A 21,801-nucleotide genomic window follows, 5' to 3' on the forward strand; every position below is an offset into this window, starting at 1 on the left:
ATGCCAGACCGTCAGTACGATGGCGTATTACTGGAAGATAAGTGGGGCAAAACCTATTTGTGCAGCACCAGTTTATTAGCCAGAGTTGATTTAGGTGAAGATTACGTAACATGGGTTCACGACAGAGTTTTTGGTTGTTATTTTCTGCACGATTTAGTACCGCACTGGAATTTACGCCAAATCTGGGCAGACATATATCAACATGCCAAGCCCTGGGCTTTTGATTTATCGACATTTACTGATTTTCAGTTGCGTGATGCACTGCTTGACATCTTCGCCGCGGATGAAATGCGTATTTGGCAACTAACCGAAGGCTGGGGTGCACCACCAGAAGACAATGGCATAGGCGACGGCGGCTTAGCACCAGAAACTAGCAGCTCGGCCCTTGCACCCGCCCGCAAAAAAGCGCTTAAACCCGGTGGCGGTGTTACACCCACAGATAGCGCTAATGCCACAACGGCAGCGCATAGCAGTACAGATACGTCAGCTAGTTCCGCGCCGGCAACGCAAAATGTAACCGAGCGTTTTGGTGACAACGAAGCTGTGTGGGTAATAGATGAGCAAGGCCGTCCGCTCTCGGTAACTGCCACGTTAACCAGCACGTATAGTGAAGCCCGCACATCACAGGAAAAGCAGCATCAACGCACCGTAGGTGGTGATGCCCGCTTAAGCTCTGATGATGGCGGTCATATTATCGGCCACCGTTTTATGAGCGACCAGGGCTTAAAGAACCTGTTTCCGCAAGATGCTAACTTAAACCGCGGCGCGTATAAATCGATGGAAAATGAGTGGGAAGACTGGACCAAAGAGGGTTATGAGGTCCGGTTAACGGTCGAATTAGATCCGCCCGGTGCCGAAAGACCAGATAACGTTATTGCAGAGTATAATGTCTACGACAAAAATACAGGCAAACGAGTTTTCAGGCGCCGTCATGAATTCAACAATCAGCGTGGTGAAACTTTTGAGCGTGTTGCCCGTAAAGATATGCAGGATTACAGAGGTTAAAATGAATATTGATCCAAAATACTTCGATGATTTAAGAAATTTAGTTTTACGCTGTCAGGATGTTTTGGAAGAGCCAGCCTGGAATGCTCTTGCATTTGTATTTGATATCACAGAAGGGCATATGGCTAATTCTGGCTTCATATATGTTGATGATGACATTATTCCTGCCGCAGCTGGAATAAAGGGCGAACCAATGGCGCTAAATCAGAAAATCCGCGAATTCCAAAATGCCATATTCGAAGCCTGCGGCCATAAATTTGTGCAGCTGCTTATCCAAATGAACTCAGCCGGAAAAATTCATATCGACTTCGAGTTTGATAACCCCAAGCGCTGGAATATGGGCCCGGCTAATTACCGCGCTATGCGTGAGCAACTGCGCCCGGTATTTAATTGATCGCAACGGTAATGACCATAAACCTGACACAAGCAAAAGCTGAACTTAAGCTATGGCAACAGCAGGGTAAAAACCTGCTGGCGCTGGTTAAACTACAGCATAGTAAACCCGGCTTTAGCCTGTACATCCCCGGCTACCGCTGCAACAACTGGTATCGGTTGAGTAACCGGTACTACTGCAACCAGCAAGCGGCGCTTGCAGCTTACGGTAAATTACTGGATTCACTAAGCGCCGACATTTGCAACACAGAGAGCTCATCAAAACGATCAACACACATTAGCAGTGAAGCAGCGGCCTAACCTAGTAACCGCACCAAATCAGTAACTGTGTACAGCAAACAACATTGAAGTGATATACCAATTATGCAAACGAATACCGAACCAAGCTTAACCATATTGCTGGACCAGCTTAACAACGCTCTGGCGCAAGAAGTGCCAGAGGCGTTGGGTACACTGCTTAAAGACAATGCGCATTGTCGTATCTATAACATAGGGCTGTATTATTGCGCAGGCAGTTGGAGCTATTGCCTTCCTACTCTGGCCAGTGAAGCAGGTTTAGAAAAAGTAGCCCGCGCTTATGCTGTGCACTCCATGCTAGCGGTTGATGATATTAAGCAGCAATTACGCTGGAGCCCGTGTGACTCACCTCATCATAGTGATACTTCGCTGGAAAGCATGATGCCAATGACACAACAGGTTCTGGAATCGTTATCAATGTATTGTGATGAGCTTGACGACTACAGTAATGACTATTTCGACGAAACCGATACTGAAACAGAGCAGATCCACAACCGTATACACGCTAGGGTTATCAACGAGCTTAAAAAGGCCGTAACTCAGCCTGCTATGCGGGATTATATTCAGCAAGGTGGTTTAATCACCTTACAGGCAGGTGACCAAAGCCACGAGTGCTTTCTGGCAGATGTCGCCGCTATTATGGGCGAGGCTGCACATAAACGCGTTGAACATGAGATCAGCATAGCCAGTGAGCTGTTTGCAAAAGAGTACGCTTTGCAACAAGCGATGACTGAGGAACAGCTAGCGCAGTTGGAAGCAACGACGCTATCCGTTGCCGATTTTCAGCCAGATATTGATCGCTTTAAACCAGCATTTGTTGAATGCGATGGCGGTGTATACCTGGCTAAAGAGCAGTATTTGCCCGCTTATACAGATTCAGAACAGGAAGCACTGTACAACAGATTCTCGTTATGGGATTTGCTGCAATCATCAGAGCACTTTGACGAAATTTACCGTAAATTTGGTGGCTTAACCGGCAAAGCTCCTGCCAAGGAAGATCTACTACCTACGATCGCGCTGGCATTTGCGACTAAACTGAAGACGCTGTTACAGAACACGTTTCCAAACCGCCGTTTTAAGGTTTACATTTGTGTCAGCCGGATGGCGCTCAGCCGCATTGCATTTTGTACCGAGCGCAATGACGGTTATGATTTTCATATCACAACGGATGACGTTTTGCCCGGTGTGCAGACCATTATCTGAGCAACAACCAATCTGTGTTACGCAGCGGGCCTGGCAGCTATGACGCCCAGGCCTGTGCTGTATCCCCGCTAATCTTCATCCATAGCGCCGTTGACTATCTCGGCAATTTCCGCCAGCCGCACCAGAGCGCGCCCGTTAACAGACTTCTTCGGATACTGGCCGCGGCTGTTCTTTTCGCCAGCCTCAACACCGGTAAGCAAGGTTAAGGCTTCATCAACGGTTTTAACCACATAAATATGGAATTTATGCTGCTTTACCGCGCTGATAACCTCGTCATTCAACACCAGGTTTAACTGATTGCTGGCCGGAATAATTACGCCCTGCTCGCCAGTTAAGCCGCGGCTCTGGCATAAGCGGAAGTAACCTTCAATTTTTTCGTTTACACCGCCGATGGCCTGTACCTGACCATGTTGGTTTATCGAGCCAGTTACTGCCAGGCTTTGCTTAATCGGCATATCGGTAATGGCCGATAGCAAGGCGCAGACTTCAGCCAGTGACGCGCTGTCACCATCGATATGGCCGTAGCTTTGTTCCATCGCAATGTTGGCCGACAACGTCAGCGGAAACTCGCGGGCATACTTGGCCCCCAGATAACCGGTCAGCAGCAACACCCCTTTGGAGTGAATGGCTTTGCCCAGCTCCACTTCGCGCTCTATGTCCACCACCCCACTGGAGCCGGCAAACACCGTGGCGCTAATGCGCGCCGGCGTACCAAAGGCAGTGTCACCAATTTCCAGCACCGTCAGACCATTAATTTTACCCACGGCCAGGCCGTCGGTATCAATTAAAATCTGGCCTTCCTGAATATCTTCCAAAAAGCCTTCGCTAATGCGCCCGGTACGGTGCTGTTTGCCTTTTAGCGCCTGCTGAATATGTTCGGCAGATAAACTGCTGCTATGCTGCTGACCGGCGTAATAGCAGGCTTCGCGCACCAATTCCAGTACATCAGCAAAGCGGGCCGATAATTTACGCTGATGCTCGGCCTGGCGAAAACTAAAGTTAAGCAGTTGCTTCAGGCCGCTGGCGGTCAGCTCATCGATATTCAACAGCCGCATTTGCTCGCGGATTTGCATCGCCATATAACTTACTGTCTCAGCGTTATAGGGCAGATAGTGCTCAAAATCAGCCAGCACCCGGAACAGTTCGTTAAACTCGTCATCGACATCCTGGATCAGGTAATACAGGTCACGTGAGCCAAGCAGCACCACTTTCACATTCAGCGGGATCGCTTTGGGTGTAATAATGGTGGAGTTAGTTACCGCATGCTCTGATAACGTATCAATCAGCAGCTCGCCGGATTTCAGCGCCAGTTTAAGGGCATCCCACAGCTGCGGCTGGGTTAGCAGCCGGTCGGCATCAAGAATAAGGTAACCACCGTTAGCGCGGTGTAAGGCGCCGGGACGGATCATCCGGTAATTGGTGTATAACGAACCACTGTTCGAGTTGTACTCTACCCGGCCAAACAAATTGCCGTAGCTGGGGCTGGGTTCAAAAATAATCGGCGCACCCGACATGCTCTCATAATGCACCAGCACATTGGGCACAAATTCTTCGATAAAAATTTCGCGGTTATCGCTTTCTTCCTGTTTTTCGCTGTCAGACTCATCCGGCATCAGTTCCAGTACGGCTTTTACCAGATGGCTGCGCATTTCACGGATATAACGCAGTACACCAAGCTCAGCGGCATAATCATGCTCCAGCTGTTTTAACAGTGGCTTAATTGCCTGCTCTATGGTGTCTTTTCGAAGCGCGCGCAGGCTTTCCGACAGCTCGCGTTTCCACTGTGGCAGCTCCAGCAATTGCTCATTTAAAATGGTTTCCAGCTCACCCACCAAACCATAAAAAAATTGCCGCTGCTCTTCGGTTAGCTTACTAAACTCCTGATCATCCAGCGGTTTACCATCAATTATTGGCGAAAAGCTCACCGCGCCGTTTTCTTCATACAGCACGACGTTTTTTTCCAGTGCCTTTTTCTCTACCAGCTCTATTGCCAGCTCGTATTTATCGTCAAAGGCGCGGGCAATGGCTTTCTTTTTGCGTTGGTAACCCGGGTTATCAAAAGCGGCCGGAAAGGTATCCAGCAGCTCGTCTATTAACGCCTCAATTTTTTTAACCAGTACCTTGCCTTCGCCCGGCAGTAAGCGCAGCGTGTTCGGCACCCGCTCATCATCAAAGTTATTTAAGTAGCACCACTCTTCCGGCGTGGCTTTTTCGCTGGCCGCCTGTTGCAGAATATCCTGCACCAGCGTAAAGCGGCCTAATGCAGGCTCTCCCATCACGTACAGGTTGTAACCGGGCATATCCATGCCAATGGCAAACGCCAGTGCCGATTTCGCCCTGTCCTGGCCAATAAAGGCCGGGATCAGTTGCTGCACGTCCAGCGCCTGCTTAATCAGCTTGTTATCCAGATTCGGCCCAAGCTGCTGTACTGTTAATGCCAGTGGATGTGGGTGTTGGGTCATGTATTACCTATGCAAAACCTGCAGTTATTGCGGCTATACTAGCAAAAAGCAGCAACCCTGTGCGGCAATTTCGCTGTTTGATTAAAGAAATCCCCCCGACTGTCGATACAGTGTGCAACAAGGCAAACAGTACACGGGGCCAATCATGAACGAGACTTACCGCTTACAGAAGATCCGCAATCTGGGCGTACGCCTGCAAGAGCTTGAATTACTGGCGTTAACGCCGGGTAAATCTTACACCAGTGCCGCCCTGAACTTCTTGTTTGCCGATCACGAACTGGAGCGCCCGGCCGGCTTAGGGCTGGAGCATACGTTAAAAACCCTCGGTGAAGCCATTATGGCCAAACGCAAAGTACGCTTTTCGCAACTGGATGCCGACGCCGTCATCGACTTTTTCTGCCGGCTGTACCGGGTCCATTAAACCGCCTTCCCCCGCGCCGCGTTTTGTCCCGAACGCGGCAGCAACCCGATGCAAAACCTGGTCTTAATGTGCTGCTATTGCAGTTGCAGTGAAATATTCCCAGCCGCTTACCGTTCTTATAGTGCAATCAAAGCAACGATGAGCGTTCACCATGCAGTTGGTTTTTTCCTTTTATCAGCGCGCCGTACAGGCAAGCCAGCAGCTGTCAGGCCTGGCACCTTTGCTGTTGCGGCTTTATCTGGCACCGGTGTTATTGCAGGCCGGCTGGAATAAATATCAGCATTTTGATGCCACCACGGCTTGGTTTGGTAATACCGACTGGGGCCTGGGCTTGCCACTGCCTGCTGCTTTAGCCGCGCTGGCGATAGCGGCAGAAACGCTGGGGGCAGCATTACTGTTGTTGGGCCTGTTTACCCGGTTGGTTAGCATACCGTTAATGATTACCATGCTGGTGGCAATCTTCGCAGTACACTGGCCTAACGGCTGGTTGGCGATTGCCGATAGCAGCAGCTGGTTGGCTAATCAGCGCGTGTTAGACGCAGCGGAGCAGCTCAGTACAGCGAAAAGCCTGCTACAACAACACGGCAATTATGACTGGCTAACGGCTAATGGCAACATCGTGATACTGAACAACGGCATTGAATTTGCCGCGACCTATTTTGTCATGTTACTCAGCCTGTTTTTTAGTGGCGGCGGTCGCTACACCAGTTTGGATCATTTCCTGCACCGCCGTTTGATCGCCGGAGTACGCTAATGGCCAGCATTCATTTTTTGCCAACACCGGCAAATCAGGCTAGGCTAACGCACAACAATGCCACAGACACCTCAATAGCCACTAAGCCAGCCCCTATGAGCGAGCCACAATACAGCAGCGCCGCAGTCTTTCAGTTGCAAGACAGTAAACAACGCCGCTATGAACAGCTGGTAAAACACTACCATGCTGATCTGTACCGTTATGGCTACTGGCTGTGTAAAGACGCCGATATTGCGCAGGATTTGGTACAGGAAACCTTTTTGCGGGCCTGGAAAAGCCTGGACAGCCTGCTGGATGCCAGTGCCGCCAAAGCCTGGCTTATTACCATACTACGACGCGAGAATGCCCGCCGTTTTGAGCGTAAGCAATTTGACTATGATGATGCCGCCGAGCAAGACAGCCTGCCTGATACCGGTCAGCGTAGTGCAGAGCAAGATTACGACAATGCTAAATTGCGCAGCCATATTGCCGCCCTGCCGCTGGAATACCGCGAGCCTTTGATATTGCAGGCGCTGGTCGGTTTTAACAGCGATGAAATTGCCAGCCTGCTGCAACTGAATGTGAATACCGTCAATACCCGGCTGTTCCGCGCCCGTAAACTGCTGCGCAACCAGCTGGAATTAATAGGGGAACCCTGCCATGGATAACACAGAATTACGCCGTATCTTGCTGGCCGATCCCTTTAGCGACGATCCGACGCTGCAACAGGCATTGGCGCAAGATATTGAACTACGCCTGTTTGCCAGTGAATTACAACAGCAACAGCGCGAGCTGGAAGACGCCTTGCAAGTGCCGGTGCCGCCGATGCTGGCCGAGCGCCTGTTGCAAATTCCGCAGCAGCAAAAGCAGCGGCGTAACTGGTTTACACCACTAGCACTGGCGGCCAGTATAGTGCTGGTGTCGGTACTGGGGGTGCAGTTATATCAGTCCCAGTATGCAACAGATTTAGGCAGCCACGCCCTGGCGCATGTGTATCACGAGCATGACTTCCTGCTAACGCAGGCCGCCACCCAACCGCTGGCAGAGGTAAACCTGAAACTGGCCGACTTTAGCGCCAGCCTGCAAAACTGGCAGGACGAGATTATTTATGCCCGTTACTGCACCTTTCAGGGCGTACGTTCGCTGCATCTGGCCGTTAAAACAGCCACTGGCTATGCCACGGTGTTTGTTGTCCCCAAAGACGCTGAACTGGCCTTTAGCGCTCAATTTTCCGATAAGCAGTATCAGGGCTTAACACTGGCGATGGCCAAGGCCAATGTGATTGTGGTTAGCGACAACGCCGCTGACTTACAACAACTGCCGGCAAAGTTAGCCGATAAGCTGATTTTTTCCGCCTGAGCCAAGCCTGATGCCGCTTCTTATCGCCTCCCCTGACGTCGCGCCGGTAGGTAATCTGCAGCACCTGGGGTTGCAGGCCTTTATGCCGCACCCGCTGCTGGCCACCTGGATACAATGTTACTGGGTAATGCGCCAGCCTGTGCTACCCGCGGCCGGTTACCGCCAAACCTTGTATCCGGATGGTGGCAGCAGCCTGCTGTTTTATTTTCAGCCCGGCAAGCGGCCACTTTGCTATTTTAACGGCCGCCAGACGTTAAGCCGCTTGCAGTTAAGCGGCTGGCTGGACATTGTTGGTGTGCGTTTTTACCCCGGAGGCGCTTTTCAGTTGTTAGATCACGATGCCCCACAGCTACAGAGCGAGGCGGTAAATGCGGCTGATTTTGACATCCGTACCCTGCCACTGCTGCAGCAACGCCTTGCAGCAACAACGCAGACCGCCGAACGCCTGGGGCAGATTGAGCAGTGGTTATTGCAGCAGATGCAGCAGCGTCATGCTCAAAACAGCCCTATTCAGCAGATACTACCGGTGCTACTGCACCAGGCGACGCCTTCGGTTAACCAGCTAAGCCTTGCAGTTAACCTGAGCCGGCGTCAGTTTGAGCGCAAGTTCCAGCAACAGGTGGGCGTCACGCCGGGCCAGTTAAAACTGCTGCAACGGATACGCCACGCCAGACAATTGATTAACCTAAACCCGCAACAGTCACTTACCGATATTGCGCTCTGTAGCGGCTTTTATGATCAGCCCCATTTTATCCGTCAGTTTCAGCGCATTACCGGCCAGACACCGGGCCAGTACCGGCAGCGTAAACAACACCAAGCTACCATGTCGCAAAAATACAATTCTGTTTAGCCCTTAGCTGTCACTCTAGCGGCTTCATCATCCGAAGGAGCACAACATAATGTCACGCATAGATCGCAACGATGTGTATAAACTGCAACCCACTTTAGTCACCGCGCTGACAAACCTGGGCGACGCCGCCGGGCAGGTAATAGAAGCGCCGTTGGTGCATTTGTTACACCTGCGTATTTCCCAGCTTAATGGCTGTGCTTTTTGTCTGCATATGCATGCGGCAGAAGCCCGCCGCGACGGCGAACAACAGCAACGGTTGGATGTGCTGGCCGCCTGGCAGGAAACAAGCTTTTTTTCTGACCGCGAACGCGCAGCACTGCGCTGGGCTGAAGCGCTAACCTTATTGCCAAGCCAACAGCGGTCTGACGCTGTCTACAGTGAACTGATCACCCAGTTTAGCCAGCAAGAAATAGTTAACTTAAGCGCGATAATCGTCACCATGAATGCCTGGAACCGCATAGCGCTGGGCTTCCAGTTTCAACCATCTCTGACGGCAAATTAACCGCATTGACAGCTATCGAGCCGCGGTATGCCGTGGCGCGATAGCGGCTTTTGACAAACCTCACCCTTTTAAAACGGTTGTTAGTACAGCCAGCACTACGCCGCTACAAACGCTACAATATCGTCAACATTATTTACAATATAAATACGCAATGACCACAATAAACAAAATACTTATTTAATATCAATTGATTAAAAATGTAAAAAATAAGGCATAAAAATTGCTGAAGCTGCGGGCTTTAAGTAGCTATATAACTATCAGCAATAAAAACGGAGATAAATAATGACATTTAGGAATTTAGTGGTTGCGCTGGGTTTTTGTGCTGCCCTGCCTGCACAAGCGGCAATTATCGGTCTGGATGTGCTAAACCCCGGCGATGATGCTGCCCGTGATATGACCAATGCACTGCTGGGTAGCGGCATAAATGTTATCGATGGCAGCCAGGTGTTTCAGGGGCTGTTAGGTGATGACACTACCGGCCAGTCAGCGTTATATCAAGGCGCCAGCTTTAGCAACGGTGCGCACACTGTTAGCATTGGCAGCGGCGCATTTCTCAGTACTGGCCGGGCTAATCTGCCCAATACGAATACCTCGGCCAGTTTTGGCAGCGGTACCGGCACCGGCAGTGACAGCGATCTGTCGGCACTGCTGGCCAGCAATGGCGCCCCCAGCACCAACACGAATGACGTTAACTTTATCGAGTTTCAATTTTCTGTCGCCGACGGCTTAAACGCTATCAGCCTGGACTTTATTTTTGGCTCTGAGGAGTTCCCGGATCAGGCGGTAACAGACGTATTCGGTGTCTTTGTCGATGGCGTTAACTATGCGTTCTTCCCGGACAACAGCCTGATCTCCTTCGTCACCGGGGTAAACGCCGGCAACTTTAATGACAACACTCAGGGTGATTATGATCTGGAATACGATGGTTTTAGCAATCTGCTAAACCTGGTTGGCTTGCTGGATACGTCGTTAAGCATGCACACCATTAAAATTGCCATCGCCGATACCTCTGACAGCATTTATGACAGTGGCGTCTGGTTATCTAACCTGCGCGCAATCAGCGCCGATACCGGGGGTGTAAATAATCCATCTAACCCGGTTTCTGCACCTGGCACCCTGGCATTAATGGGCCTGGGCCTGTTCGCAGCCCTGCGCCGCAGAAAACCACGTTAAGCAGCCCCGCAGCGGCGCAACCTCAGGCGGTGGTGTTGTTAAACCACCGCTTTGTTTTTTCGTCGCTACGACAACTGCAGTTAATGACCATAGCTAACCACCCGCAATATCGTCGAGCGCTCCTTCTGTTGCTTCCAGAAACACCCTCAAAATCATTAAAACCTGATTTATTTGTAGCTCAAATAGTTAGCTTTCTGTTAGCATACGCCGCCGCATTTGTCCCCAATTTACGCGGTGCAAAATTCCGATTTTCGCTCGTGATTCAATGATCAAAATCGACAAAGCAGCATAGGGACTAATGCATGCTTGGTTAAACATAACATGGAGATTAATATGACCAACCCACTTAAGTCACTGCTAACGGTCACTATGTTAGCAATGCTGGCTGGCTGCGGCGGCTCTGCCAGCGACAGCGCATCGGAAGCAACTTACGGTTTATCCGGAACCGTAACAGGTTTAAACGGCAAATTAGTTGTTAGTGTCAACACCAATGAAGTTGAGTTAAACAGCAATGGCAACATTAGCTTAGGTAATGGCTTTAGCGCTGGGACCGGCGTTAACCTTGCAATAAAAACTCAGCCAGAAGGTCAGGAATGTGCCTTTACCAGCCCAACCAGTATCACCTTTGTCAGTTCTGATGTAAGCAATGTCGCCATCGCCTGTAACAACTTAACCTATAACATCGGCGGCACAGCAACAGGCCTGGGCCGGGAATTTACATTGGCTTACAGTTATGATGGTCAGGCGGGCAATCTGGTAATACCGGCCGACGGCGCCTTCGTCTTTCCTACCCAGTTTCCTTCAGGTACTGAACTGAGCTTTAGTGTGCCAGCAACGGTTGGTCATCATTGCGCCATTACACCAACCTCAGTAGTTGTCACTGCTGACCTGTCTAATCTGGTACTAGAGTGTACTACGTTCGGCCAGATCAACGGCCAGGTAAATGCGTATAGCACTGGCGCACCCATAGCAAACGCCGATATTGAAGTCTATGTGGTTGCAGCAGATGGTGAAGCTAGTCTGTTACAGGTTGTTCAGTCAGCTGAAAATGGTGCTTTCACGGTAAATGGTGCTGGTTACTATGAACGTATTAGCTTACGAGCTAAAGCTTCAGGCTATGCCACCCGCTCAGAGGTGGTCAGAACCAGTGAAATAAACCCTGACACCGCTATTAACATTGGCATGCTAAAAGTGGGATTTACTGAAACTTTCGCTGCAACAGATGCGGTTGAACTGAATGATGCCGCTACAGCACTGCGGATTTCGCTACCGGCTAATGCTTTTGTTGATTCACAAGGCAACCGCTATACCGGCCAGGTTAGCGCAGCGATAACCAATATTGATGCCTCATCTGACCCTGCTATTATGCCGGGTTATTACCTCGCCATTGATCCTGAAACCAATACAGAAATGTCTTTTGAATCGTTCGGCGCCCTGAATGCGACGTTCAGCGATGCTGAAGGAAACTCACTGCAACTGGCAGAGAATATCACAGCATTAATTCGTATTCCGTTAGCAACACGTGGCACCAATCCACCTGCGACCATTCCGTTGATCCATTTTAATGAGCAAAGCGGAATTTGGAATGTCGAAGGTGAAGCGACTTTAATGACAGATGAGCAAGGACGCCAATACTATGCCGGTGAAGTAAGTCATTTTTCTACCTGGAACGCCGACTTCTTATTTGACTCTGTTGCCATTATTGGTTGTGCTCTGGATGATGATACGCAAGTGGCTATCCCTGGCGCCCGCTTAATTGCTGACGGCGTTGACTATATCGGCCGTTCAGTTGCCTACACCAACGCTGCTGGCGAATTTAGCATAGCTGTGCGCCCGAACAGTCAGGTGCTGCTGTCAATTCGTGATGCGGATGGTCAAAGTAATACTACCCGCATCGATGTCGGCAGTAGCGATTACAACCTGAACAACTGTATTACCACAGATCAGGGCGCGATGATCGTCAGCCTGACCTGGAACGAAAACCCGCGTGACTTAGACACCCATTTCAAAGGGCCGCTAAGCGCAGACAGCCTGACGGATCGCTTCCATATCTATTACAGCAACCGCACTGCCACGGTTGACGACGTTACGATGTACCTTGATGTAGATGACACTACTAGCTTTGGCCCGGAAATTCTGACGGTGCCTAGCTTTCCACTGCCTGGCCGTTATATCTATTCGGTGCATCATTTCTCAGGCTCTGGCACTATTTACCAGTCGCCAGCCCGGGTTGAAGTATTACTTAACGGCAATAGCTATGTGTTTGCCCCGTCTGTAGACGAAGACACCAATGGTAGCAACGATACCTGGATGGTATTTGAAATCCTGGTCTTAGCAGACGGTACCGTTGAGCTAACGCCGCTGGATACTTATACCCAGGTGGGTAACAACGACGTACCCGCTGCCGCAGCTTATGCAACTCCAATGAGCCGGACGTCTAAAGCAAGCAAAAACTAAACGGCTTGCAATGCAGCGCCAGCCGCGACAAGCAGCTGGCGTTTTCATCAAGGTAAACAGCAAGCTGAGTACAAGCTGAGTACAAGCTGAGTACAAGCTGAGTAAAAGCGGGCTAATATCCGTGCTTAGCCGGTCAGCGCCAACGCAACCGCCGCTTTGGCATGAATTAGCGTAGTGTCAAACAGCGGCACTGCCGCATCAGCTTTAGCCACCAGTAAACCAATTTCAGTGCAGCCCAGAATAATACCATCCACACCCTGCCAGGCTAAACCGGCCATCATCTTGCGTACTATCAGCTTTGACTCGGGGTTTATCACGCCCTGACACAGTTCCTGATAAATAATCTGATGCAGGCTATCTTGCTCGGCCTCGTTTGGCAGTACTATCTCAATACCATGTTGCTCACTCAACCGCTGCCGGTAAAAGGGCTGCTGCATGGTAAATTTTGTACCCAAAAGCCCAGCGCGACGACAGCCGGCTTGCTGCAACGCCGCCGCGGTGGCATCGGCAATATGCAACAAGGGTATGGGCACTGCCGCCTCAATGTGCGCCGCCACTTTATGCATGGTATTGGTACAGAGCACAATAAAGTCAGCCCCGGCGGCGTGCAGCGAGCGCGCCGCATCGGCCAGCACAGCCGCCGCTGCGTCCCAGTCACCGGCTTGCTGCATGCGCTCAATATCATAAAAATCAACACTGACTAAAATACATTTCGCCGAATGCAGCCCGCCAAGCTGTTGTTTTACGCCTTCGTTTAGCAGCCGATAGTAAGGAATGGTCGACTCCCAGCTCATGCCGCCTATTAAGCCTATGGTTTTCATTATGCTCCTCAGCCACTCAGTAACGGATACAGCACTTTAGCCAGCCGGCGCGATTTAAACAAATATGACTGGTATTTAATAGCTGGCTTTCTTAGCATCTGAATAACCAAACCCAGTCGTTTTTCAGCGATTCAGTTCATCAACCACTTTTAAGGTGGGATAATGCTGGCGTAAAAAATTTAACAGCCGGTTGTTTTCCAGATAATCAGGCTGTGTTAGCTGCAGTTCGGCAGGTAAATAACCTTGCATTTTAATCTGTAGCGTATGGTAGTACTGATGCGTAAATTCGTATTGTATACCCTCTATTTTAGCCAGTTCAAACTGCTGGCCCAATACGCTGATAACCCCCTGCTGCACCCTGGCCGCATAAGGTTTAAAAAGGCCTCTAGGCCATTGTTCCACCACGACAGTCAGCACAGCAAGCACAGTAAAAAAAAGCAGTTGTTGCAACAAGGGCTTTCCTACCATTTCTGCCAAATAATATGCCAACATGGCGCCTAACAGCGTACGGTACACCACACTATACAGCCAGGCCGTTGGCAGTTTCTTCAGTTTAGGCAAAGTATCCATTAGGCCTCCTTATCCGGTGTAGCTACCGCCGTTAAACCTAACACTGCCGGGCTATGATCCAATACCGCTATAGTTTCGTTAGCATAAAAGCTTGCCAAGGCTCCGCGGGCTATTGTTACTTCCAGATCATCATGCAACAGCTGGTAATCGGTAAAGTCACCGCTTTTGTCATATACCCGGAAAAAATATCCGTCAGCACTGCTATGCAGAAATCCACTAACACCATCTGCCGGCCTTACCTGACAACTGGCATTGCCGTAGCGGTAACACAAGTTATTATTTTTACCTGTTTTGCTCATGAGTTTTGCTTTCTACATTCGTTTGTTAAGGCGTTAAGCGCGCTACCACACTCAACAGTCTTTTTTTAGTGATCCTTTGATTACCGGCATACCAGGGGTCATCCGTTTCAGCCCCGTGCAATGACAAATCACTTTGCTCAGACAGCCAGGCAATAAAATGCTGCGGATTATCGAAACGCTTTATTATGCCAATATAATCACCGCCGGGAACATATTGTCTGCCAGCGGTGTAAGTAAGCCACTCGTCAAAGTGCGTGTAAAGAATAGTGTGCTCCACGATCACAAAGCCCACACCGCAATACCCATAATGTTCATGCCTTATCGCGCCATACTGGAGCAGATACTCCAGCACGCGTTCAGCAAGGGCATATCCATATTGTTCACTGTTCAGCGTCATAGTTTCTGAACTGCGGCAGTACTATATTTCATTGAAGTCAGGACGAAGCAAGCCAAAGCATGTCAGATCATGAAAGGTATTTTTCCAATAGCCACACTCGCGTCTAAGCCCTTCCTGTTTAAAGCCAAGCCGCAGCAATAATGCTTCAGAAGCGCTGTTGCCGGGCACGGTATCGGCCTGAATACGATGCAACTGGCCACATGCCAGCGCGCCGGAAAAACCCGCTTTTACCATGGCATAAACGGCTTCGAAGGCATAACCTCGTCGCCAGAATTCAGGGTGCAGGTCATAACCGATAACAGCGTTTCGCATTTTGCCGCTCCAGGAGTTAAAGCCACAGGTGCCAATTAGCTGGCCTGTTGTCTTTAAACGAATAGCCCATCTGATCCCCAGCTTATCCTCGTATCGCGCTTTAAACAGGCTAATCAGATTTGTTGCCTGCTGTGGTTCATAAAACGCTTCTAAGTCGTAGTATTTAACTACCTCCGGGTTGGAAAACAACGTAAATATACTTTGTTCATCGTCAGGTTGAAGCGCTGTGAGCAATAATCGCTCAGTTTCCAGTGATGGAAATACCATATCAATCCCTCTATCGCCCAACATCACACCACAAACCAGGCAACAGCCATCACAGCGACACCAAATACAAAGCCATAAATAAATGACGTAAAACGAAAATCCTTAACTGGTTGTTTTTGCTGCATCGTAGCTCTCCCTCTTCTAAGCGAATACTTCAACACAGCCTTTTGCCCTTTGTAAACATTTTGTTGAATGACTTTGATAAAAACTGCTGCAGGTCATGTCGCAAGTAACGTCGCAAACAGTGCTGCTATAGCAACTGCCTGTGTTACGATATGGTAGTCAGAGGTGAGCTCGCTTTTAAAATGAAACTATATGTTTATTAGCAACTTAATATTAATACTACTCTCCGCAGCCGCTGTTGATAGCTCTGCTATCGCTATCGAAAATGGCCTACAGCAATGTGTGCAGATTAATAAGTCAGATATAGTCCAGCGCAATAATCTTACCCTGCTGGATACCGATATTTCTATACTACAATCTCTGGGCTATTGCGGTTGCAAATCGGCCATTGCCAGTTACCACCTGTATAGCAAGGAGCAACATCTGCGCTCTGAAGCTATTACGCTAAAAAGCAGTACCGCCTATTCATTTGTGTTGGCAACTGACAACAAGGCACCAATGCCGAAAGCGCTTAGACTACAAATTAGTTGTGGTAGTAATTAGTTTCATCATTTGGCAGGTAATTTCGGATGTAACGTCGCGAACATTACTGCTATAGCAACTGCCTGTGTTACGATATTTGTGTTTGTTTTATTGGCTATGACGTCAACGAATGCAAAAAAATGCAAAACGTAGACTTATGCCTCGAGGGCTTCTGAACAAGGGCGAGATTTAATGTTTGGCTATTTGTTTTGGTCTGTTGCGGCGCTATTCGGCGCCGTTTGGACAATGAAACGGCTATCTGCGTTACCAGCCGGTAGTCAGAAACGCCAGGTTTATGTTTTTTACACTGTAATGCATGCTACGTTATTGTCCGGTGCCACTGTTATGGCCTTGGCTTTATTCAACATCACTCTTAGCTGGCCGGGCAAGCTTACTATCCTGGCCGTAGTGGTATTACACAATAGCTTTACCTATTGGCAGGTTAACCGAAGTGAACGTTAGCGGCATGCTATGCCGAGCACTACCGTTGAATTACGGACAGAAAAAAACCTGCTGGCGCAGGTTTTTTGTCAGGTTGTTAACCTAGCTTAGGTGCATCGAAATTAGCCGGCTCGTCGGTGTAAATACACACATTCCAGTCGGCGGCTAAACCGTTTTCGGCCAGGCAGTAGGTTTCAAAGAACTGCTTTATCTCGCTGCGCTGGCAGTGTGCTTCAAAGCTTGGCAAATCTGCCCAGATTTCGTTAAAGGCAATCGGAAAGCTTTTGCCCTCAGCAAAGGGGCTGCTAATTTGCCGGGTAACGATATACTGAAGGCAGCCGTCTTCGCGGTTGCTGTTGGGTTCCAGGCTTTGCAGCACCTTGAATAGCTCATCAGCCTTGCCCGGTTTGGGTAAAAACTGGGCGATACAATAGACTTTTTTAGACATCATGCCTCCTTAACTGCTGCTGGCTTAATGCCCGGCCGCTCTGCCGAAGATTTGAAACAGCTCGGCGTTTAAATACAAATGTGTGACCACGCTGGCACCGTAGCCCAGCAATATCACCGGTGCCCATTTTAAATGGCCAACAAAGGTGTAGTAACCACGGGCCTGGCCCATTAACGCAACGCCAGCCGCCGAACCTATCGACAACAAACTGCCACCGACACCCGCGGTTAACGTAATAAGCAACCACTGGCCGTGCGACATGTCCGGCTGCATGGTGAGTACGGCAAACATGACCGGTATGTTATCGACCACCGATGACATTAAGCCCAGAATAACGTTAGCCAGCGTCGGATTACCGTTGCCATACAGGCTGGCGGACAACAGCTCCAGATAACCGATATAGCCTAAACCGCCAACACACATCACCACGCCGTAGAAAAACAGTAAGGTGTCCCACTCGGCGCGGGCAATACGGTTAAATACATCAAAGGGCACTATTTGGCCCAGCGCCCGGATACGCTCGATATCGCCTTCGCGCTCGGCCATCGCACGTTTGCGCGCTAACGAGCCAGGCAGGGTTTTGCGCAGGAAGAAGCCAAAAAACTGCAATAAACCCAGGCCAGTCATCATGCCCAGCACCGGCGGCAGATCCAGCCAGGAGTGGTACAAGACAGCAATAGCAATGGTGGTTAAAAACAGCGTTAAAATACGCAAAGCACCGCGCTTTAACTCTACCTCTTCCTGTAGCGCCGCCGGGTAACGCCGCTCAACAAACAGGCTCATAATAATCGCCGGCACTATGTAATTAACCACCGCCGGGATAAACAGGGTAAAGAACTCATTAAAGGTAATAATGCCGGCCTGCCACACCATTAACGTGGTAATGTCGCCAAACGGAATAAAGGCACCGCCGGCGTTGGCCGCCACGACAATGTTGACGCAGGTCAGGTTGATAAACCGCTTGTCGCCCTCGGCGACTTTCATCACCACGGCACACATCAGCATGGCGGTGGTCATATTGTTGGCAAAAGAGGAAATGATAAAGGCCAGCACGCCGCTGATCCAAAACAAGGTGCGGTAGCTAAAGCCACGGCGGATCATCCAGGCGCGCAGCGCATCAAATAAGCGCCGCTCTTCCAACGCACTGATGTAGGTCATGGCGACCAGCAAAAACAGCATCAGCTCAGCAAATTCAAGCAGCGTATGGCGAAACGCGTCGGCCGTTACACCAGTGATACCGTCCTGAATATAACGCCAGGCAATCAACGCCCAGATAATACCGGCGGCCACCAGTACCGGCTTGGATTTTCGCAGATGGATTTTTTCTTCCATCATCACCAGCAGATACGCCAGCGCGAATAACACCAGTGAGATAATACCGACCGGCGACAAGGTTAAATTTAAACTGCCGGTAGCGGCAAAAGCGGCGGGGGTAAACAACAGGCACAGCAAAAGCACCAGCACAGACTGCTTCACAATTTTGTCCTCAGTTCAGAAGAAGGTGACACCCGGCGGACACCGGGTGCACAGTATAAAGCAAGTTAGCTAGAATATTTACTCAGCTGACACCAAAAACTGAAAAACTTTCTTTATTCAGCCATAAATGCACCAGTATGCTGGCGACATAGCCCAGCAAGATGGCCGGCGCCCATTTTAAATGGCCGGCAAAGGTGTAATATCCCCGCGCCTGGCCCATTAACGCGACACCAGCGGCCGAGCCGATTGATAACAAACTGCCGCCGACACCGGCGGTTAAGGTAATTAACAACCAGTGGCCATGCGACATCTCCGGTTGCATGGTCAACACGGCAAACATCACCGGAATATTGTCGATTACCGCAGAAATGATGCCCAGCGCCACATTGGCCCAGGTGGCATCCCATTGCGTATACAGCAGATCAGACATTTGCGCCAGATAACCGATAAAGCCCAGACCACCAACACACATCACCACGCCGTAGAAAAACAATAAGGTGTCCCATTCGGCACGCGACACCCGGCTAAAGACGTCAAAGGGGACAACCTGCCCCAGCGCCCGGATCCGTTCGATATCGCCTTCACGTTCGGCCATGGCACGCTTACGCGCCAGTGAGCCCGGCAGTGTCACCCGCAGGAAGTAACCGAAAAACTGCAAATACCCCAGGCCGGTCATCATGCCCAGCACTGGCGGTAAATGCAGTACCGTATGAAAGGCCACGGCGGTGGCAACGGTGAGCAAAAACAGCGTTAAAATGCGCAGTGCACCGCGTTTTAACTCTATGTCATCTTCCAGTGCTGCCGGCTTACGGTTTTCAACAAAAAAGCCCATGATCAGCGCCGGGATCAGGTAGTTCACCAGTGACGGCACAAACAACACTAAAAACTCAGCAAAGTTAAGCAAGCCTGCCTGCCATACCATCAGGGTGGTAATATCGCCAAAAGGGCTAAAAGCGCCGCCGGCATTGGCGGCCACAACGATATTAATGCAGCACAGGTTAATAAACTTTTTATCGCCCTCGGCCACTTTCATCACCACAGCACACATCAGTAGTGCTGTGGTTAAGTTATCGGCCACCGGCGAGATAAAAAATGCCAATATGCCGGTGATCCAAAACAATTGTTTATAGCTAAAGCCTTTGCGCACCATCCAGCTGCGTAGTACGTCAAACAAGCGGCGCTCTTCCAGCGCATTAATGTAGGTCATCGCGACCAGCAAAAACAGCATCAGCTCGGAAAACTCCAGCAAGGTATGGCGAAATGCCGCTTCCGACTCAGCCGGCATACCAGATTGCACATACTGCCAGCCAATCATCGCCCAGATAATACCGGCAGCCACCAGCACCGGCTTAGACTTACGCAGATGGATTTTTTCTTCCATCATTACCAACGCATAAGCCAGCACAAAAATACCGATAGCAACAAAGCCGGTAACACTGGCCGTTAAATCAACCGCGCCTACTGCTGCATAGCTTGCCGGAGCAAAGACACTCAGCAACAAAGCTGAGCACAACAACATTGTTTGCTTTTGCATAATAGTAACAACACTTCCTGGTTAAGGTTACGGGTACAAAAAACCCGGCCAGCAGCCGGGTTTCGGGTTAACGTAAGATCAGCAGCGAACAGGTCGCTTTGCAGATCATGGCAGTGGTCGTGCTGCCCACAATAAATTGCCGGATACGGGAGTGGCCATAAGCGCCCATTACCATCAGATCGACAACATGTTCCTGCTGATATTGGTGTAGCACCTGCTCCGGTTCGCCGGCGACAATAGCCGTTTTAGTCTCAAAACCGTTGTCCCGCAACAGCTGTGCCGCCGCGACGATTTGTTGCTGTGCCGCATCACTATCTTGCCCCGCCATCACCAGATGCAGCGGTAAACCACGCAGCAACGGGCTGGCCGCCAGCATTTGGGCGCTTTTTATTGCCGTAGCACTGCCATCAAACGCCAGCATAATGCGTTTAGGTTCAATATAAGCTTGCTGGGTTAACAAAATAGGTTTTTGCACACTGCGGATCACCCGCTCTACATGCAGCCCCATCTGGCCATGCGCCTGGGCGCTGTCACCGCCTCGTTTACCCAACACCAGCAAGCGGCTGTCAGGTTCCAGCTCAGTCAGGGCGTCCAGCAAGGGGCCATGACGTAAACGCTGTGCAACGGCGCTGATCCCGGCTTGCCCGGCACGCGCAGCGGCGGCGGCTAAAATGTTACGGCCTTGCTGCAATGCCAGCTTGCTGTGTTTTTCGTCCAGCTCGGCCAGTTGTTGCAGCAACAGCTCTTGCGAGCCTAAGCCAAGGCTGCCGCTTAAATCCGGCGTTTGCGTATGCTGGGCTTTGTCCAGCACATGCAGCATGGTCACTGGCGCGGTAAGTTTTTTGGCCGCCCAAATAGCATAGTCAGATACTGCCTGAGCATAGGGCGAGGCATCAATACAGGCCAGAACATGTGTGCTCATAACAACTCTCAGTGGTGTTATCGCCGCTGCAGCAACTTAAGCAAAATAACCTGTTGCCCGCTGCAAATCAGCACAGCATAACGCAACGCAGCAAAAACAATATTCAACATTAGTGGTATATCACCCGGGTAAAAGGGTGAGACCAGCAGCTGCCAAATCGCGACAGCCGTACTTGACGGGCCGGTATGCTAACAAAAAAAAAGCAGGCTTAACAGTGTTTATGGCGTGCGTTTTACACCGGCAACCCTTCGCGGAAAAACTGTACCCCGCCGCAATGGGCGCAGGCCAGTAGCTCAGAAGGATGAGTATAATCTGTAGATGTCAGGCACTGGCTGCAGCGGTAACGCCCCATACCAACCATCTCGCCCTGATAATAAACGCCCTGATGTTTAAAATCCTGGCTCAGTTCCTGCCATTCCAACTGGCTTTTATCGGTAATACAGCTCAGTTCCTGCCACAAGGCCTCCGGCCATAGTGATGGCACAGTATTTTCCTGCTCAGCCTGCTCTGCCGCTGCCAGGTCTTGCCACTGGCGTTTCAGCGTTTCAATAAATAAGGTGGTTTCGTAGGCGCTTAAATCTTTACCGGCTTTCAGGTAGGCTTTTAGCTGCTCTACCACATCAACCAACTGCGTCATTTGCTGCTGCTCGGTTTGCTTTAGGCCCTGGCTAAATTCAGCCAGCCATTGTTGATACTTTTTCCGGAAATCTGCCATGCTGCCTCCTCGTCGATAAATCCAGTATAGACAATGCGCTGCTTGTTGTTGTCAAAACGGCTCTGCGGTATGCTATAGCCACTTTTTTGCCACCATGCT

24 protein-coding genes are annotated in these 21,801 nt (G+C 50.2%); 13 read left to right on the forward strand and 11 right to left on the reverse strand.

Annotated elements, in window-relative coordinates; translation table 11 throughout:
* The 4 genes from EYB30_RS10585 (at position 1) to EYB30_RS10600 (ending at position 2,898) form a co-directional block, all read left to right on the forward strand.
* Positions 1-1,005, forward strand: a complete 1,005-nt coding sequence (locus tag EYB30_RS10585; protein WP_166838883.1) for a DNA/RNA non-specific endonuclease — start codon at positions 1-3, stop codon at positions 1,003-1,005.
* 1 nt (position 1,006) lies between these two features.
* Positions 1,007-1,399 (forward strand): hypothetical protein, encoded by a 393-nt coding sequence (locus tag EYB30_RS10590; protein ID WP_166838884.1) that lies wholly within the window; start codon positions 1,007-1,009, stop codon positions 1,397-1,399.
* Positions 1,396-1,698 carry a hypothetical protein gene (locus EYB30_RS10595; RefSeq protein WP_166838885.1) on the forward strand — a complete coding sequence of 101 codons (303 nt, stop codon included), beginning with the start codon at positions 1,396-1,398 and terminating at the stop codon, positions 1,696-1,698. The genes EYB30_RS10590 and EYB30_RS10595 overlap by 4 nt, the downstream gene beginning before the upstream one ends.
* Before the next feature lie 63 nt (positions 1,699-1,761).
* Positions 1,762-2,898 (forward strand): hypothetical protein, encoded by a 1,137-nt coding sequence (locus EYB30_RS10600; protein ID WP_166838886.1) that lies wholly within the window; start codon positions 1,762-1,764, stop codon positions 2,896-2,898.
* A 68-nt stretch (positions 2,899-2,966) separates the two neighbouring features.
* Here the strand turns inward: EYB30_RS10600 and EYB30_RS10605 are convergent, their stop codons facing one another.
* The gene (locus EYB30_RS10605) at positions 2,967-5,360 is read right to left on the reverse strand and encodes a Lon protease family protein (RefSeq protein WP_166838887.1); all 2,394 of its coding nucleotides are present in this window, start codon (positions 5,358-5,360) and stop codon (positions 2,967-2,969) included.
* Between the two features lie 145 nt (positions 5,361-5,505).
* Between EYB30_RS10605 and EYB30_RS10610 the strand changes: the two genes are divergently transcribed.
* The 8 genes from EYB30_RS10610 (at position 5,506) to EYB30_RS10645 (ending at position 12,855) form a co-directional block, all read left to right on the forward strand.
* Complete coding sequence (locus EYB30_RS10610; protein ID WP_166838888.1) at positions 5,506-5,781, forward strand: hypothetical protein; 276 nt, start codon at positions 5,506-5,508, stop codon at positions 5,779-5,781.
* Between the two features lie 151 nt (positions 5,782-5,932).
* Complete coding sequence (locus EYB30_RS10615; RefSeq protein ID WP_166838889.1) at positions 5,933-6,535, forward strand: HvfX family Cu-binding RiPP maturation protein; 603 nt, start codon at positions 5,933-5,935, stop codon at positions 6,533-6,535.
* Positions 6,535-7,182 (forward strand): sigma-70 family RNA polymerase sigma factor, encoded by a 648-nt coding sequence (locus EYB30_RS10620; RefSeq protein WP_166838890.1) that lies wholly within the window; start codon positions 6,535-6,537, stop codon positions 7,180-7,182. Before EYB30_RS10615 ends, EYB30_RS10620 begins: the two co-directional genes overlap by 1 nt.
* Complete coding sequence (locus EYB30_RS10625; protein WP_166838891.1) at positions 7,175-7,873, forward strand: DUF3379 family protein; 699 nt, start codon at positions 7,175-7,177, stop codon at positions 7,871-7,873. Before EYB30_RS10620 ends, EYB30_RS10625 begins: the two co-directional genes overlap by 8 nt.
* A 10-nt stretch (positions 7,874-7,883) precedes the next feature.
* Positions 7,884-8,723 (forward strand): helix-turn-helix domain-containing protein, encoded by an 840-nt coding sequence (locus EYB30_RS10630; RefSeq protein WP_166838892.1) that lies wholly within the window; start codon positions 7,884-7,886, stop codon positions 8,721-8,723.
* A gap of 49 nt (positions 8,724-8,772) precedes the next feature.
* Positions 8,773-9,225, forward strand: a complete 453-nt coding sequence (locus EYB30_RS10635) for a carboxymuconolactone decarboxylase family protein (protein WP_241698011.1) — start codon at positions 8,773-8,775, stop codon at positions 9,223-9,225.
* A gap of 282 nt (positions 9,226-9,507) precedes the next feature.
* Positions 9,508-10,398 (forward strand): choice-of-anchor L family PEP-CTERM protein, encoded by an 891-nt coding sequence (locus EYB30_RS10640; RefSeq protein WP_166838893.1) that lies wholly within the window; start codon positions 9,508-9,510, stop codon positions 10,396-10,398.
* A gap of 333 nt (positions 10,399-10,731) precedes the next feature.
* A complete protein-coding gene (locus EYB30_RS10645) occupies positions 10,732-12,855 on the forward strand; it encodes a hypothetical protein (RefSeq protein ID WP_166838894.1) in 2,124 nt (707 codons plus the stop codon).
* Between the two features lie 125 nt (positions 12,856-12,980).
* Here the strand turns inward: EYB30_RS10645 and EYB30_RS10650 are convergent, their stop codons facing one another.
* The 5 genes from EYB30_RS10650 to EYB30_RS10670 all read right to left on the reverse strand — a co-directional run bounded on the left by EYB30_RS10650 (position 12,981) and on the right by EYB30_RS10670 (position 15,521).
* Positions 12,981-13,676: an aspartate/glutamate racemase family protein gene (locus tag EYB30_RS10650; protein ID WP_166838895.1), complete on the reverse strand. Its 696-nt coding sequence runs from the start codon at positions 13,674-13,676 to the stop codon at positions 12,981-12,983.
* Between the two features lie 123 nt (positions 13,677-13,799).
* Positions 13,800-14,246, reverse strand: coding sequence for a hypothetical protein (locus EYB30_RS10655; RefSeq protein WP_166838896.1), 447 nt, complete (start codon positions 14,244-14,246; stop codon positions 13,800-13,802).
* Complete coding sequence (locus EYB30_RS10660; RefSeq protein ID WP_166838897.1) at positions 14,246-14,545, reverse strand: hypothetical protein; 300 nt, start codon at positions 14,543-14,545, stop codon at positions 14,246-14,248. The genes EYB30_RS10655 and EYB30_RS10660 overlap by 1 nt, the downstream gene beginning before the upstream one ends.
* A 25-nt stretch (positions 14,546-14,570) precedes the next feature.
* Positions 14,571-14,942 carry a hypothetical protein gene (locus tag EYB30_RS10665; RefSeq protein ID WP_166838898.1) on the reverse strand — a complete coding sequence of 124 codons (372 nt, stop codon included), beginning with the start codon at positions 14,940-14,942 and terminating at the stop codon, positions 14,571-14,573.
* Between the two features lie 21 nt (positions 14,943-14,963).
* Positions 14,964-15,521 carry a GNAT family N-acetyltransferase gene (locus EYB30_RS10670; protein ID WP_166838899.1) on the reverse strand — a complete coding sequence of 186 codons (558 nt, stop codon included), beginning with the start codon at positions 15,519-15,521 and terminating at the stop codon, positions 14,964-14,966.
* Between the two features lie 315 nt (positions 15,522-15,836).
* Here EYB30_RS10670 and EYB30_RS18800 point away from each other — a divergent pair, with 315 nt between their 5' ends.
* Positions 15,837-16,187, forward strand: a complete 351-nt coding sequence (locus EYB30_RS18800; protein ID WP_166838900.1) for a DUF2195 family protein — start codon at positions 15,837-15,839, stop codon at positions 16,185-16,187.
* Positions 16,188-16,704: 517 nt separating this feature from the next.
* On the opposite strand, the gene EYB30_RS10680 is transcribed toward EYB30_RS18800, so the two are convergent.
* The 5 genes from EYB30_RS10680 to EYB30_RS10700 all read right to left on the reverse strand — a co-directional run bounded on the left by EYB30_RS10680 (position 16,705) and on the right by EYB30_RS10700 (position 21,702).
* Positions 16,705-17,055 (reverse strand): putative quinol monooxygenase, encoded by a 351-nt coding sequence (locus EYB30_RS10680; RefSeq protein ID WP_166838901.1) that lies wholly within the window; start codon positions 17,053-17,055, stop codon positions 16,705-16,707.
* Positions 17,056-17,079: 24 nt separating this feature from the next.
* Entirely contained in the window at positions 17,080-18,531 is a 1,452-nt protein-coding gene (nhaD, locus tag EYB30_RS10685; RefSeq protein WP_410200341.1) for a sodium:proton antiporter NhaD, read from the reverse strand.
* Positions 18,532-18,613: 82 nt separating this feature from the next.
* Complete coding sequence (gene nhaD, locus EYB30_RS10690; RefSeq protein WP_166838902.1) at positions 18,614-20,065, reverse strand: sodium:proton antiporter NhaD; 1,452 nt, start codon at positions 20,063-20,065, stop codon at positions 18,614-18,616.
* Between the two features lie 67 nt (positions 20,066-20,132).
* Positions 20,133-20,987 (reverse strand): universal stress protein, encoded by an 855-nt coding sequence (locus tag EYB30_RS10695; protein ID WP_166838903.1) that lies wholly within the window; start codon positions 20,985-20,987, stop codon positions 20,133-20,135.
* 232 nt (positions 20,988-21,219) lie between these two features.
* On the reverse strand, positions 21,220-21,702 hold the full coding sequence (locus tag EYB30_RS10700) for a zinc ribbon-containing protein (RefSeq protein WP_166838904.1): 483 nt from the start codon (positions 21,700-21,702) through the stop codon (positions 21,220-21,222).
* Between the last annotated feature and the right edge of the window lie 99 nt (positions 21,703-21,801).

Origin of the sequence: Rheinheimera pleomorphica, assembly GCF_011634895.1 — a bacterium.
Taxonomy (GTDB): Bacteria; Pseudomonadota; Gammaproteobacteria; order Enterobacterales; family Alteromonadaceae; genus Alishewanella; species Alishewanella pleomorphica.

Bases quoted from the DNA above. Each gene is read 5' to 3' on its own strand.
- EYB30_RS10585 (WP_166838883.1), top strand. From the start codon at position 1: ATGCCAGACCGTCAGTACGATGGCGTATTACTGGAAGATAAGTGGGGC.
- EYB30_RS10590 (WP_166838884.1), top strand. From the start codon at position 1,007: ATGAATATTGATCCAAAATACTTCGATGATTTAAGAAATTTAGTTTTA.
- EYB30_RS10600 (WP_166838886.1), top strand. From the start codon at position 1,762: ATGCAAACGAATACCGAACCAAGCTTAACCATATTGCTGGACCAGCTT.
- EYB30_RS10605 (WP_166838887.1), bottom strand. From the start codon at position 5,360: ATGACCCAACACCCACATCCACTGGCATTAACAGTACAGCAGCTTGGG.
- EYB30_RS10610 (WP_166838888.1), top strand. From the start codon at position 5,506: ATGAACGAGACTTACCGCTTACAGAAGATCCGCAATCTGGGCGTACGC.
- EYB30_RS10615 (WP_166838889.1), top strand. From the start codon at position 5,933: ATGCAGTTGGTTTTTTCCTTTTATCAGCGCGCCGTACAGGCAAGCCAG.
- EYB30_RS10620 (WP_166838890.1), top strand. From the start codon at position 6,535: ATGGCCAGCATTCATTTTTTGCCAACACCGGCAAATCAGGCTAGGCTA.
- EYB30_RS10625 (WP_166838891.1), top strand. From the start codon at position 7,175: ATGGATAACACAGAATTACGCCGTATCTTGCTGGCCGATCCCTTTAGC.
- EYB30_RS10630 (WP_166838892.1), top strand. From the start codon at position 7,884: ATGCCGCTTCTTATCGCCTCCCCTGACGTCGCGCCGGTAGGTAATCTG.
- EYB30_RS10635 (WP_241698011.1), top strand. From the start codon at position 8,773: ATGTCACGCATAGATCGCAACGATGTGTATAAACTGCAACCCACTTTA.
- EYB30_RS10640 (WP_166838893.1), top strand. From the start codon at position 9,508: ATGACATTTAGGAATTTAGTGGTTGCGCTGGGTTTTTGTGCTGCCCTG.
- EYB30_RS10645 (WP_166838894.1), top strand. From the start codon at position 10,732: ATGACCAACCCACTTAAGTCACTGCTAACGGTCACTATGTTAGCAATG.
- EYB30_RS10650 (WP_166838895.1), bottom strand. From the start codon at position 13,676: ATGAAAACCATAGGCTTAATAGGCGGCATGAGCTGGGAGTCGACCATT.
- EYB30_RS10655 (WP_166838896.1), bottom strand. From the start codon at position 14,246: ATGGATACTTTGCCTAAACTGAAGAAACTGCCAACGGCCTGGCTGTAT.
- EYB30_RS10660 (WP_166838897.1), bottom strand. From the start codon at position 14,545: ATGAGCAAAACAGGTAAAAATAATAACTTGTGTTACCGCTACGGCAAT.
- EYB30_RS10665 (WP_166838898.1), bottom strand. From the start codon at position 14,942: ATGACGCTGAACAGTGAACAATATGGATATGCCCTTGCTGAACGCGTG.
- EYB30_RS10670 (WP_166838899.1), bottom strand. From the start codon at position 15,521: ATGGTATTTCCATCACTGGAAACTGAGCGATTATTGCTCACAGCGCTT.
- EYB30_RS18800 (WP_166838900.1), top strand. From the start codon at position 15,837: ATGTTTATTAGCAACTTAATATTAATACTACTCTCCGCAGCCGCTGTT.
- EYB30_RS10680 (WP_166838901.1), bottom strand. From the start codon at position 17,055: ATGTCTAAAAAAGTCTATTGTATCGCCCAGTTTTTACCCAAACCGGGC.
- nhaD (WP_166838902.1), bottom strand. From the start codon at position 20,065: ATGCAAAAGCAAACAATGTTGTTGTGCTCAGCTTTGTTGCTGAGTGTC.
- EYB30_RS10695 (WP_166838903.1), bottom strand. From the start codon at position 20,987: ATGAGCACACATGTTCTGGCCTGTATTGATGCCTCGCCCTATGCTCAG.
- EYB30_RS10700 (WP_166838904.1), bottom strand. From the start codon at position 21,702: ATGGCAGATTTCCGGAAAAAGTATCAACAATGGCTGGCTGAATTTAGC.